This window comes from Pseudomonas sp. CC11G, from assembly GCF_056174845.1.
Map to the genome: position 1 here is coordinate 192,901 of NZ_JBWBZC010000010.1, position 12,508 is coordinate 205,408.

General features: G+C 58.3%; 12 protein-coding genes, 1 tRNA gene and 4 pseudogenes. 14 read left to right on the top strand and 3 right to left on the bottom strand.

The window, feature by feature from the left end:
* The first annotated feature begins 21 nt into the window (after positions 1-21).
* The 11 genes and pseudogenes from ybgC (at position 22) to nadA (ending at position 8,124) form a co-directional block, all read left to right on the top strand.
* Positions 22-471, top strand: a complete 450-nt coding sequence (gene ybgC, locus AC0V2S_RS14465) for a tol-pal system-associated acyl-CoA thioesterase (RefSeq protein WP_271197670.1) — start codon at positions 22-24, stop codon at positions 469-471.
* Positions 472-473: 2 nt separating this feature from the next.
* Positions 474-1,169, top strand: coding sequence for a protein TolQ (tolQ, locus tag AC0V2S_RS14470; protein WP_475510348.1), 696 nt, complete (start codon positions 474-476; stop codon positions 1,167-1,169).
* Positions 1,170-1,210: 41 nt separating this feature from the next.
* On the top strand, positions 1,211-1,663 hold the full coding sequence (gene tolR / locus AC0V2S_RS14475; protein WP_110616220.1) for a protein TolR: 453 nt from the start codon (positions 1,211-1,213) through the stop codon (positions 1,661-1,663).
* Positions 1,663-2,664, top strand: coding sequence for a cell envelope integrity protein TolA (gene tolA, locus AC0V2S_RS14480; RefSeq protein ID WP_475510349.1), 1,002 nt, complete (start codon positions 1,663-1,665; stop codon positions 2,662-2,664). Before tolR ends, tolA begins: the two co-directional genes overlap by 1 nt.
* A gap of 47 nt (positions 2,665-2,711) precedes the next feature.
* Positions 2,712-3,961: pseudogene (gene tolB / locus AC0V2S_RS14485) on the top strand (Tol-Pal system beta propeller repeat protein TolB).
* Positions 3,962-4,013: 52 nt separating this feature from the next.
* Positions 4,014-4,511: a peptidoglycan-associated lipoprotein Pal gene (gene pal / locus AC0V2S_RS14490; RefSeq protein ID WP_110616223.1), complete on the top strand. Its 498-nt coding sequence runs from the start codon at positions 4,014-4,016 to the stop codon at positions 4,509-4,511.
* A gap of 6 nt (positions 4,512-4,517) precedes the next feature.
* On the top strand, positions 4,518-5,336 hold the full coding sequence (gene ybgF / locus AC0V2S_RS14495; protein ID WP_475510350.1) for a tol-pal system protein YbgF: 819 nt from the start codon (positions 4,518-4,520) through the stop codon (positions 5,334-5,336).
* A 118-nt stretch (positions 5,337-5,454) separates the two neighbouring features.
* Positions 5,455-6,100: pseudogene (gene queE / locus AC0V2S_RS14500) on the top strand (7-carboxy-7-deazaguanine synthase QueE).
* 1 nt (position 6,101) lies between these two features.
* Positions 6,102-6,684, top strand: a pseudogene (gene queC, locus AC0V2S_RS14505) (7-cyano-7-deazaguanine synthase QueC); the annotation flags it as partial.
* A gap of 144 nt (positions 6,685-6,828) precedes the next feature.
* Positions 6,829-6,904, top strand: a tRNA-Lys gene (locus AC0V2S_RS14510).
* 161 nt (positions 6,905-7,065) lie between these two features.
* The gene (gene nadA, locus AC0V2S_RS14515; protein ID WP_475510351.1) at positions 7,066-8,124 is read left to right on the top strand and encodes a quinolinate synthase NadA; all 1,059 of its coding nucleotides are present in this window, start codon (positions 7,066-7,068) and stop codon (positions 8,122-8,124) included.
* A gap of 109 nt (positions 8,125-8,233) precedes the next feature.
* Here the strand turns inward: nadA and AC0V2S_RS14520 are convergent, their stop codons facing one another.
* On the bottom strand, positions 8,234-9,667 hold the full coding sequence (locus tag AC0V2S_RS14520) for a M48 family metalloprotease (protein ID WP_475510352.1): 1,434 nt from the start codon (positions 9,665-9,667) through the stop codon (positions 8,234-8,236).
* Positions 9,668-9,764: 97 nt separating this feature from the next.
* Here AC0V2S_RS14520 and AC0V2S_RS14525 point away from each other — a divergent pair, with 97 nt between their 5' ends.
* Together AC0V2S_RS14525 and AC0V2S_RS14530 are read left to right on the top strand one after the other, a co-directional pair.
* Positions 9,765-10,004, top strand: a complete 240-nt coding sequence (locus AC0V2S_RS14525; protein ID WP_475510353.1) for a sulfurtransferase TusA family protein — start codon at positions 9,765-9,767, stop codon at positions 10,002-10,004.
* A 13-nt stretch (positions 10,005-10,017) separates the two neighbouring features.
* Positions 10,018-11,088, top strand: coding sequence for an AI-2E family transporter (locus AC0V2S_RS14530; protein WP_475510354.1), 1,071 nt, complete (start codon positions 10,018-10,020; stop codon positions 11,086-11,088).
* 47 nt (positions 11,089-11,135) lie between these two features.
* Here the strand turns inward: AC0V2S_RS14530 and AC0V2S_RS14535 are convergent, their stop codons facing one another.
* Both AC0V2S_RS14535 and AC0V2S_RS14540 read right to left on the bottom strand, forming a co-directional pair.
* Positions 11,136-11,609 (bottom strand): peroxiredoxin, encoded by a 474-nt coding sequence (locus tag AC0V2S_RS14535; protein ID WP_475510355.1) that lies wholly within the window; start codon positions 11,607-11,609, stop codon positions 11,136-11,138.
* A gap of 9 nt (positions 11,610-11,618) precedes the next feature.
* A pseudogene (locus AC0V2S_RS14540) lies at positions 11,619-12,178 on the bottom strand (glycine cleavage system transcriptional repressor).
* Between the two features lie 181 nt (positions 12,179-12,359).
* Here AC0V2S_RS14540 and AC0V2S_RS14545 point away from each other — a divergent pair.
* Positions 12,360-12,508, top strand: a 149-nt coding sequence (locus AC0V2S_RS14545; protein WP_475510365.1) for a dihydrodipicolinate synthase family protein, incomplete at its 3' end; no start/stop codon positions are given.

Genomic DNA, 12,508 nt, shown 5'->3' on the forward strand with positions numbered 1-12,508 from the left:
CTGGGGAGTAAGCACTAGAGTATGCGCGCGCAAAATGGGCTCGAGCCGTTCACGCATCGCTGTCGCGTTTACTACGAAGACACCGATGCCGGCGGCATCGTTTATTACGTCAATTACCTTAAATTCATGGAGCGGGCTCGTACCGAACGGCTGCGTGACCTGGGCTTTGCTCAGTCGCAGCTGGCGGGGGAGATGCTGTTTGTCGTGCATTCCAGCGAAGCGCGTTACCACGCGCCGGCGCGCCTGGACGATGAACTGTTAGTCAGCGCCGAAGTAACCGAATTAAACCGTGCCAGCCTGCGCTTTCGTCAACAGGTCAGGCGGGCTACGGATAAAACGCTGCTCTGTGAAGGGCAGTTCCTGGTGGCCTGTGTGCGCGCCGACAGTTTGAAACCCCGGGCCATTCCCGAAGCGTTGCGTTTAGCCTTTGCCGGCTTGAGCGACGCGGGTACATCTAAAGCAGGAGATTAAGCGTGGAAGCCACCGTCGTCGACCATACCTCTATGTGGAGCCTGATCAGCAATGCCAGCATCGTGGTGCAGCTGGTTATGCTGGTGCTTGTGGGTGCCTCGGTCACTTCATGGATCATGATCTTTCAGAAAAGCACCATGATCCGTGCCGCAAAACGTTCCCTCGAAACCTTCGAGGAGCGCTTCTGGTCGGGCATCGACCTGTCCAAACTGTACCGCCAGGCCGGTGCCAACCCCGACCCGGATTCGGGCGTTGAGCAAATTTTCCGTGGCGGCTTCAAAGAGTTTTCGCGCCTACGCCAGCAGACGGGCGTAGACCCGGATGCAGTCATGGACGGCGTGAACCGCGCCATGCGCGTGGCCATCTCCCGCGAGGAAGAAAAGCTTGAGACCAGTCTGTCGTTCCTGGCGACCGTGGGCTCCACAAGCCCGTATATCGGTCTGTTCGGTACCGTATGGGGGATCATGAACTCGTTCCGCGGTCTCGCATCGGCACAGCAAGCAACGCTGGCCACTGTAGCGCCGGGTATTGCCGAGGCGCTGATCGCCACTGCAATCGGCCTGTTCGCTGCGATTCCCGCAGTAATTGCCTATAACCGCTTTGCCGCTCGTGGCGAAACCCTGGTCGGCCGCTACTACACCTTCGCCGATGAATTCCAAGCCATCCTGCACCGTAAAGTGCACACCAGCGACGAGTAAGACGCCGGTTTTACTGAAGGCTTTAGGAAAGGTTTTAACTCATGGCACGTATTCGTAAGAGACGTAAACCAGTCGCCGAAATGAACGTGGTGCCGTACATCGACGTGATGTTGGTGCTGCTGGTGATTTTCATGGTGACTGCCCCGATGCTCAACCAGGGCGTAAAAGTTGACCTGCCTAAGGTATCCAGCGATGCCTTGCCGCAAGACAACAACACCCAGGTGCTGACCATCTCGATCAAGGCCGACAAGACTTACTACTGGAACCTGGGTAGTGAAGTGGACACCGACAAGGTGCAGGCCAAAGCCCTGACCCTGCCGGAAATGACCACTGCCGTGACGGCGATCATGAACCAGAGCCGCGCGCAGGGTAAGCAGACGCAAGTGTTTATCCGTGCCGACAAAGTGGTCGACTACGGCGCCGTAATGGCCGCCATGGGCGGGCTGCAGCAAGCCGGTGTGGGTAACGTCGGCCTGATTACTGAGGCGCCCTAATGCAGGAACGCGAGCGCTCCTCATCGGAAGGCTTTTTCTGGCCGAGTATCTGGGCGATAGGGTTGCACGTTCTATTGTTCGGCATGCTGTTTGTCAGCTTTGCTTTTACGCCGGAGCTACCACCCGCTAAACCCATTGTTCAGGCTACCCTCTACGAGCTCAAATCCAAGAGCCCGGCGACCGTACAGACCAATCAGAAAATTGCTGGCGAAGCGAAGAAGACCGCTGCCAAGCAATACGAGGTTGAGCAGCTCGAAGCCAAGAAGATCGAGCAGGAGAAGGTAAAAGCGGCGGAACAAAAGAAAGCTGACGAAGCTCAAAAAGCCGAAGCGGCCGAACAGCAGGCAGAAGCCGCGAAAGCCGCTGAGGCGAAGAAAGCTGACGAAGCGAAAAAGGTAGAGGAAAAGAAACTCGCCGATATCGCTAAAAAGAAAACCGAAGAAGAACAGAAGAAAGCGGAAGAAGAGGCGAAGAAGAAAGCCGAGGCTGACGCGAAGAAACAAGCGGCCGAAGATGCCAAGAAAAAGGCAGCTGAGGCGGCCAAGAAGGCGACAGAGAAGAAATTAGCAGACGCGGCGGCCACCAAGAAAAAGGCTGCCGAGGCTGCACGCAAGGCAACAGAAGACAAGAAAGCTCAGGCGTTGGCCGAGCTGCTGTCTAACGATACCGAACGCCAGGCGACTACCGCTGATGAAGTGGGTGATACGGTCTCAGGCAACTTCGATGACCTGATCCGCATGCGTGCCGCCGAAGGCTGGACGCGACCACCAGGTGCCAGCAATGGCATGACCGTGGTATTGCAGATCAGCATGTTGCCCGATGGCACCATCACCAGTGTCAGCGTGTCGCGTTCAAGCGGTAATGGACCCTTCGACAGCTCTGCTGTTGCTGCGGTGAAAAATATTGGGCGTTTAGTAGAGATGCAGGGTTTGAGTGCTACTGATTTCAACCCCTATCGTTCATTCAAGATGACCTTCACACCTGAGGACTTAGCGTTGTGATCAACATTCTTCGAGGATTGCTTGTGGTTCTTTGCTGCGCCGCTGGCATGGTGGCGGCAGAGGAAAAGAACATTCTGGTGAGTAGCGGTTCCGACCGTGCCATTCCAGTTGCTGTGGTTCCATTTGGTTGGCAGGGCGGTACTGTATTGCCCGAGGACATCTCCGACATCGTCGGCAAGGACCTGCGCAACTCCGGTATTTTGAACCTATTCCACGTCAGAACATGATTAGCCTGCCGACTCAGGCAAGCGAAGTGATCTACCGCGATTGGAAAGCGCTGGGTGCTCAGTACGTACTGGTCGGCAATATCGTGCCTAACGGTGGTCGCCTGCAGATTCAGTTCGCGTTGTTCAACGTGGCGACCGAACAGCAAGTGTTCACCGGCAGTGTTGGCGGTACAACCGATCAACTGCGCGACATGTCGCACTACATCTCGGATCAGGCCTTCGAAAAACTTACCGGCATCAAGGGCGCGTTCTCTACCCAGATGTTGTACGTGACGGCCGAACGTTTTTCCGCGACCAACACCCGTTACACCCTGCAGCGCTCCGACTACGATGGCGCTCGCGCTGTGACCTTGCTGCAATCGCGTGAGCCTATTCTGTCGCCGCGTTTTGCCAGCGACGGCAAACGCATCGCTTATGTGTCGTTTGAGCAGAAGCGTCCGCGCATCTTTATTCAGCATATCGACACCGGTCGCCGCGAACAGATCACCAACTTTGAAGGCCTTAACGGCGCCCCGGCGTTTTCGCCTGACGGCACCAAACTGGCGTTCGTACTGTCGCGCGATGGCAACCCGGAAATCTACGTGATGGATCTGGGCAGTCGGCAGATGACCCGCGTGACCAATCACTTTGCAATTGATACCGAACCCTTCTGGGGCAAGGACGGTCAGACCATTTACTTCACATCTGACCGTGCCGGGAAACCGCAGGTCTATAAAACCAATATTGCTGGCGGTGCAGTTGACCGGGTGACCTTTGTAGGTAACTACAACGCCAACCCCAAACTGTCTGCTGACGAGAAGACGTTGGTGATGATTCACCGTCAGGACGGGTTCACCAATTTCAAAGTGGCTGCGCAGGACTTGCAAACGTCGCGTTTGCGGATTCTTTCAGATACCAATCTGGATGAGTCGCCTACTGTCGCGCCCAACGGCACCATGGTAATCTACGCCACCCGCCAGCAGGGCCGTGGAGTCTTGATACTTGCCTCCATCAATGGACGAGTAAAACTCCCGATTCCAACCGCGCAAGGCGAAATCCGAGAGCCATCCTGGTCGCCCTTCCTGAACTGACGCGGCGCTACACCTTTTACTTAACACACTGGGGTTCATTAGGAGTTTTACTATGGAAATGTTGAAATTTGGTAAGTTCGCAGCTTTGGCTCTGTCCATGGCCGTAGCAGTAGGTTGCTCCTCCAAAGGCGGCGACAACGCTGGCGAAGGCGCTGTTGATCCAAACGCTGGTTACAACGCCAACAACGGCGCAGTAGACGGCAGCCTGAGCGAAGAAGCTGCTCTGCGCGCTATCACCACCTTCTACTTCGAATACGACAGCTCGGACCTGAAGCCAGAAGCCATGCGCGCTCTGGACGTTCACGCCAAGGACCTGAAAGCTAACGGCGCTCGCGTTGTTCTGGAAGGCAACACCGACGAACGCGGCACCCGTGAGTACAACATGGCTCTGGGCGAGCGTCGTGCGAAAGCAGTTCAGCGCTACCTGGTTCTGCAAGGCGTTTCCCCAGCTCAGCTGGAACTGGTTTCCTACGGTGAAGAGCGTCCAGTTGCTACCGGCAACGACGAGCAATCCTGGGCTCAAAACCGTCGCGTTGAACTGCGTAAGTAATTCGACATGCGAACGTGCCGTCGTGCTCTGACTATTTTGACTCTCAGCCTGCCGCTTGCGGCATGGGCTGCGGTGCCGGTGGAAGACAGCAACGCCAGTGATGGCGGTGGTAGTTATCCACCTGCGGGTTATGGCACGACGGGCGCCTATGCAGGGGGAGGGGTTACGGCCCCTGCCTCGGCACAGGGCGAGCTGTTCATGCAGCTGCAACAAATGCAAGACGAGCTTGGCCGCTTACGCGGCATGGTCGAGGAGCAACAGAACGAAATTCAGCGCCTGAAACAAGAAGGCCTGGAACGTTACCAAGACCTCGACAAACGTATAGCCGGCGGCGCCTCTGGTGCACCTGCCGCTACTCCAGATTCCAGCAATGCCGGTGCGATCAATGCCGGTGCTGCTCCTGTTCAGCCTGCAGCGCAACAGCCTGCGGCGAGCACCGAACCGGGCGATCCGGCGAAGGAAAAGCTCTATTACGATGCTGCCTTCGACCTGATCAAAGCCAAGGACTTCGACAAAGCCAGCCAGGCGTTCAGCGCCTTCCTGCGCAAATACCCACAGAGCCAATACGCCGGCAACGCGCAGTACTGGCTGGGTGAAGTGAACCTGACCAAGGGCGACCTGCAAGGCGCCGGGCAAGCTTTTGCCAAGGTCAGCCAGCTGTATCCGACCCATAACAAGGTGCCGGATTCGCTCTACAAGCTCGCCGATGTTGAGCAGCGCCTCGGTCACACCGACAAAGCCAAAGGCATCCTGCAGCAGGTTATCGCTCAGTATCCTGGCAGCTCGGCAGCCCAACTGGCCCAGCGTGACCTGCAACGCCTGTAAAGCCTGACCCGCCGTTCAATAAAACCCGCGCCTGTCGCGGGTTTTTTCGTTAGAATCGCCGCCCCAATTCCCGCAACGGAGGCGGATGGCCTGTTTCGCCGTCACGCCCGTGGCCGATATGCAAAAAAACCTGCGCATTACCGAGATTTTTTACTCGTTGCAGGGTGAGACGCGCACTGCCGGTTTACCGACAGTGTTCGTTCGCCTGACTGGCTGCCCACTACGCTGCCAATACTGCGACACCGCCTACGCATTTAGCGGCGGCGAAATCATGTCCTGGACGCCATCGTCGAGCAGATCGCTGCCTTCAAGCCGCGCTACGTCTGCGTTACCGGTGGCGAGCCGCTGGCTCAGCCCAACTGTATTCCCCTGCTCGAACGCCTGTGCGATGCAGGCTTTGAAGTGTCGCTGGAAACCAGCGGCGCGCTTGATGTGTCGGCTGTCGACCCGCGAGTTAGCAAAGTGGTCGACCTGAAGACGCCCGGCTCAGCCGAAATGGCGCGCAATCGCTACGAAACATCGAATTCCTCACGCCCAACGATCAGGTCAAGTTTGTGATCTGTTCGCGTGAGGACTACGACTGGTCAGTGTCGAAGCTCATTCAGTACGGCCTGCAGAATCGTGCCGGCGAAGTATTGTTCTCGCCTAGCCATCAGCAAGTTGACGCCCGTGCGTTGGCCGACTGGATCGTCGCCGACAACCTACCGGTGCGGTTGCAGTTGCAGTTGCACAAAATTCTTTGGAACGACCAGCCGGGACACTGATATGACAGACAAGAAAGCGGTAATTCTGCTCTCCGGCGGCCTCGATTCCGCCACCGTGGTCGCCATGGCCAAGGCCGATGGCTACGCCTGCTACACCATGAGCTTCGACTATAGCCAACGCCATCGCTCCGAGCTGCAAGCCGCCGAGCGTGTGGCCCAGCAGTTGGGAGTGGTCGAGCACAAGGTCATCGGCCTTAACCTCAATGGCATGGGCGGCTCGGCACTGACCGACAGCAGCATCGCCGTGCCGGAAACACCCGGCGAAGGCATTCCGGTGACCTATGTGCCGGCGCGCAACACGGTGTTTCTGTCGTTGGCATTGGGCTGGGCCGAAGTGCTCGGCGCGCGGATATCTTTATCGGCGTGAATGCCGTGGACTACTCCGGCTACCCTGATTGCCGTCCGGAATTTGTCGAGGCGTTCGAGCGCATGGCTAACCTGGCTACCAAGGCCGGTGTGGAAGGGCGGGGTTTCCGCATTCAGGCGCCGCTGCAGTTTCTCAGCAAGGGCAGATCGTCGAAGCAGGTATGGCGCAAGGGGTTGATTACGGTCTAACCGTGTCGTGCTACCAGGCCGACGATGACGGCCGTGCGTGTGGCAAATGCGACAGCTGCCGCCTGCGAGCGGCCGGTTTTGCAGAAGCCGGTGTGAAAGATCCGACTCGTTATTTCTAAATCTTTGCTGCATCGTGTTGATTTTATGAATTAAATCAGTATTATGCACACCGCGGGTCGTTAGCTCAGTTGGTAGAGCAGTTGGCTTTTAACCAATTGGTCGTAGGTTCGAGTCCCACACGACCCACCATATTTCCTTCGCAAGAAGGGACGAAAACCCGGAGTGCTCAGCAGTGAGTGTTCCGGGTTTTTTCGTTTCTGGCGTATCAGATTTCTCCCGGCGGCGACGTTTGCACTCGACTCAGACGGGTATACTGCGCGGCACTGAAAGCATATTCAGAGCCTGATGACATGACCCAGATTTCCGAGCGCCTGCTGGTCCAAGCGCACCTCGATGCCAAGCAACCCAAACCCCTTTCGCCTGAAGAAGAAGCCCGTCTGCGCGCAGAAATTGCCGCCGAGCTGAAGGCTCAGGATGCGGTGCTGGTGGCCCACTATTATTGCGATCCGGTGATTCAGGCGCTGGCCGAAGAAACCGGTGGCTGCGTGTCCGACTCTCTGGAAATGGCCCGCTTCGGCAATCAGCATTCGGCGAAAACAGTGCTGGTGGCCGGCGTCAAATTCATGGGTGAGACGGCAAAAATTCTCAACCCGGAAAAGCGCGTGCTAATGCCGACCCTGGAAGCGACCTGCTCGCTTGATCTCGGTTGCCCGGTGGACGAATTTTCCGCGTTCTGCGACCAGCATCCCGAGCGCACCGTGGTGGTTTACGCCAACACCTCGGCAGCCGTGAAGGCCCGTGCGGATTGGGTCGTCACCTCCAGCTGCGCCTTGGAAATCGTCGAAAGCCTGATGGATAACGGCGAGACCATTATCTGGGCGCCGGACAAGCACCTGGGTCGCTATATCCAAAAGCAAACCGGCGCGGACATGTTGCTCTGGGACGGTGCCTGCATCGTGCACGAAGAGTTCAAGTCCAAGCAGTTGGAAGACATGAAGGCGCTGTACCCGGAGGCCGCGATTCTGGTCCACCCGGAGTCGCCCGAGTCGGTGATTGAGCTGGCAGACGCTGTCGGCTCCACCAGCCAGCTGATCAAAGCAGCGCAAACCCTGCCGAATTCGACCTTTATCGTCGCCACCGACCGCGGCATTTTCTACAAGATGCAGCAGCTGTGCCCGGACAAGATCTTTATCGAGGCACCCACTGCTGGCAACGGCGCAGCGTGCCGCAGCTGCGCGCATTGCCCGTGGATGGCGATGAATACCCTGGAGCGCACGCTGCAATGCCTGCGTGAAGGCAGCAACGAAATTTTCGTTGATCCGGCGTTGATTCCGCGGGCACTCAAACCGCTGAAACGCATGCTGGACTTCACTCAGGCTGCCCGCCTGAAGCTGGCCGGTAACGCCTGATCACTTCGCTTGGCTTGAAAACAATCGAGGCTGAAGCCTCTCCCACAAACGGCTCATTGCCTGTGGGAGAGGCTTCAGCCTCGATGCTTTTGAACGTATAAAAAGTGGGTTATCGCATCAGCTGCTTCATCAGGCGTTGCTGTTCCATGATTTCTTTCTGCCGAGCATCGATACGAGAAGCCAGCGGGAAGTTGTTGATGGCGCGACGTTTGGCGAAGTCCAACTGCTCCAGCGCCTGTTCGAAGTCGGCGGTAAGCGCAAAGTACTCGGCGCGTGCTTGGTGCAGGCCAATGATGTCGCCGGCCTGGCCCCGGACTTCGGCCACCTGATACCAAACGTCCGGGTCGTTCGGGCGTGCTTTCAGCAGTTCTTCCAGTGCTTTCTGCGCCAGCGGTGCCTGGTTTTGCTTCAGCAACAGATCAATCCGGCTTTGCTGTAGCGGGTAGTTGTCCGGGAACTGGGCAAGCATCTTGTCGACGCGCTGCTTGGCATCTGGCAAGCGGTTGGAGGTGATGTCCAGATCCACTTGCGCGAGGTTGTAGGTGACGTTGCTCGGGTCTTTTTTCAGCAGCGGCGCCAGGCTGTCGCGTGCCTCGTTGAGCTGGCCGCTTTTTACCTGGGCTAGCGCCAGGCCATAGCGGGCGGCATCCATGCCAGGGTCGTCCTGGAGCATGGCGCGGAAACGCTTGGCGGAAATGCCGGGGGTTTCTTCGAAGGTCAGTTGCACCCGGGCACGCATCAGTTGGTATTGCAGCGTGTCTTCGCGCCCACCCTGGCCGTATTGCTCGGCACGGTTGCGGGTGTCGGCGATACGCGACTCGGTCACCGGGTGAGTCAGCAGAAATTCCGGCGGGCGCTTGTCGTAGCGGTACTGGCGCGCCATGCGTTCGAACATATTGGGCATGGCGCGCGGGTCGTAACCGGCGCGCTCGAGGTTGACCACGCCAACCCGGTCGGCCTCCTGCTCATTCTGCCGCGAGAAGCGCAACTGGTTCTGAATGGCCGCCGCCTGGGTGCCCATGATGGTGGCCATGCCCACATCTCCGGCGCCGGCTGCTGCGGCAATGATCCCGGCAAGCATCGCCGCCATGACCGGAATCTGCATCTGTTGCTGGGCCTGCAAGCCGCGGGCGTAGTGGCGTTGAATCAAGTGTCCCAATTCGTGCGCCAGTACCGCGGCGTATTCCGCCTCGGTTTGCGCGTACAGGAACAGGCCGCCGTTTACCCCGATCACCCCGCCAGGTGCGGCGAAGGCGTTGATCTGCGGGTCTTTGATCAGAATGAACACCAGCCGGTGGTCGTGCAGGTCGCTGGTTTCGGCGAGCTTGTACACGCTGCTCTCCACGAACTCTTTGAGCTGCGGGTCGTTGAGCTGCGGCACCTGGCTGCGCACCAGGCTCAACCAGGCACGGCCCAGTTGAAACTCCTGCTCGGGAGACACGATCGAGGAGCTGGAGTCGCCGAGGGAGGGCAGGTCATCGGCGATAGCGGGAGAGGCGAGCAACACGGCAAGTGACAGCAGAGTAGGGCGCAGAAGATTCATGCACGGAGCTCTTGGCGGCAAAGTCTCTACTGTAGCTGCCATGGCGGTCGGCTGACCACCTCGGTATCCTGCTCTACCGATTTTTGGAGCCGATTTGATGAGTAATGCCGTGAACGTGGATGCCGAGCTGGACGCAAGCGGTTTGAATTGCCCGCTGCCGCTGCTCAAGGCCAAGCTCGAGCTTAATCGGCTGGCCAGTGGCGCGGTACTCAAAATCACGGCAACCGATGCCGGCTCACAACGCGACTTTCGCGCGTTCGCCACCCTGGCGGGGCATACCTTGCTGCACGAAGAAGTCGAAGGCGGTGTGTACCGCTATTGGTTGCGCAAGGCTTAGTTAAGGAATTCCGATGTTCAAGGTGTTACGCAATTGGGTGCAGCGCTACTTCTCTGACGAAGAGGCGGTGGTGCTGGCGGTGCTGTTGGTGTTGTCGTTTGCCGCCATTCTGACCTTCGGTGGCATGTTGGCGCCGGTGCTCGCCGGCCTGGTGCTGGCGTTTCTGATGCAGGGCCTGGTGCGCACGCTGCAACGCGCGCGGCTGCCGCAGGTGGTGGCGGTGTGGCTGGTGTTTGCCTGCTTTATGGGACTGCTGGGCGTCTGCTTGCTGGTGTTGGTGCCGTTGCTCTGGCAACAGGTGATCGCGCTGGCCAACGAGCTGCCGGGCATGCTCGGCAAGTGGCAGTCGCTGCTGTTGCTGCTGCCTGAGCGTTATCCACAGCTGGTGTCGGACGAACAAGTGCTGCACGTGATTGAAGTGGTGCGCAATGAAATCGGCAGCTTCGGCCAGATGGCGCTGACCGTTTCGCTCTCCAGCTTGCCACTGTTGGTCAACGCCATGATCTACCTGGTGCTCGTGCCGATTCTGGTGTTTTTCTTCCTTAAGGACGGCGCGTTGATCGGTCGTTGGTTCCGCGGCTACCTGCCGCGCGAACGCACGCTGATTACCCGGGTGGCGCGGGAGATGAACCTGCAGATTGCGAATTACATTCGCGGCAAGGTGATCGAGATTCTGATCTGTGGCGGCGCTACCTATGTGGCGTTTATCGCGCTGGGGCTCAACTATGCCGCGCTGTTGGCCCTGCTGGTCGGCTTCTCGGTGGTGGTGCCTTATGTGGGCGCTGTGGTGGTCACCGTGCCGGTGGCGCTGATCGCGTTGTTCCAGTGGGGCTGGGGCGACCAGTTTATTTACCTGATGGCGGTGTACGGCATCATCCAGGCACTGGACGGCAACGTATTGGTGCCGCTGCTGTTTGCCGAAGCGGTGAACCTGCATCCGGTGGTGATTATCTGCGCGGTGTTGTTGTTCGGCGGAATGTGGGGCTTCTGGGGAATCTTCTTCGCCATTCCCTTGGCCACATTGTGCAAGGCGTTGCTGGATGCCTGGCCGCGACAGGAGCCGGTGGTGGCGCCGTTAATGTGACTGCAATAAAATCCCGGCACCTGGCCGGGATTTTTATTCGCTGCGCTTCAGTTTTTATTCAGCACCTGCGCGGCGGCGAGCACCGCATCCACATGTCCCGGCACTTTCACACCGCGCCACTCCTGGCGCAGCACACCGTTGGCATCGATCAGAAAGGTGCTGCGATCCACGCCCATATATTCCTTGCCGTACAGCTTCTTCAGCTTGATCACATCGAACAGCTGACACAGCGCTTCGTCTTTATCCGACAACAGCTCGAACGGGAATTCCTGTTTGCACTTGAAGTTCTCGTGGGACTTCAGGCTGTCACGCGACACCCCGAACACCTCGGTGTTGGCCGCTTTGAAAGCCGTGTACTGATCACGAAAGCCCTGGCCTTCAGTGGTGCAGCCCGGCGTGCTGTCCTTGGGGTAAAAATAAATCACCACTTGCTGGCCTTTAAGGGCCGAGAGGGTGATCTGTTTGCCGCTTGTGGCTGGCACGGTGAAGTCGGCCACGGCCTGGTCGAGAGAAACACTCATGCTGTTTCCTTATGCCGGCGTTTGCGGGCGCCACGGTTCGATCAGGGCATCCAGATTCAAAGCATCGGCGAAATCGAGGAACTGATCGCGCAGCCAGCTGATTTGCGTACCGGCCGGCAGGGTCACGGTCAGGGTCGCGTTGAGCATGTGCCGCCGGTTTGTGGCGCCAGGTAGGTATCGCACGTGAGGTTTTCCAGTTCGACGTTGTGGTCGATAAAGAACTGGCATAGCTCATTAAGGATATCCGGGCGATACACCGAACTTACGTACGCCACATACGGCAGAGCCTGCGGGCGAATTTCGGCGGCGGCGCTGCGTACCACGCTGACGGTGAAGGCATGCTTTTTCGATAGCGCCGGCAGGCTGGTCTCCAGGCGCGCCAGAGCGTCCCAGTTACCCGACACCTGTACCACCAGCGCGCTGTACTCGCCGTGGCGGCTAAGACGGGTGCTGACGACCGCGCAGCGGTTCTCATGGCTGGTGCGGCAGAGAATGTTGGTCAGTTCCATCGGGTTGGTGCCAAGGGCACTGATGACAAGAAATTGTTCGCGGACGATGGGGGTGGACATGCAGCATTCCTAAAGCGATGAGCGGTCGGCAGGTTAACTGTCGATCAAAGCCGGAAGGTTAGCGAAAACTGTCGCTGAGGGGAATGCTCATAGCGCGGTACTTCGCTTGTGCAAGGCAGGTGGCGCCAGTACCATTACGGCTCTCTTTTTCCGGCAGGAGCGGTTGCATGATTGCGGCAGTATGGTGGCACTGGTCACGCCTATGGATGCGCAGGGTCGTCTTGATTGGGACGCGCTGAGCAAGCTGGTGGATTTCCACCTGCAAGAAGGCACCAACGCCATTGTCGCGGTCGGCACCACAGGTGAGTCGGCGACACTGGATGTAAATGA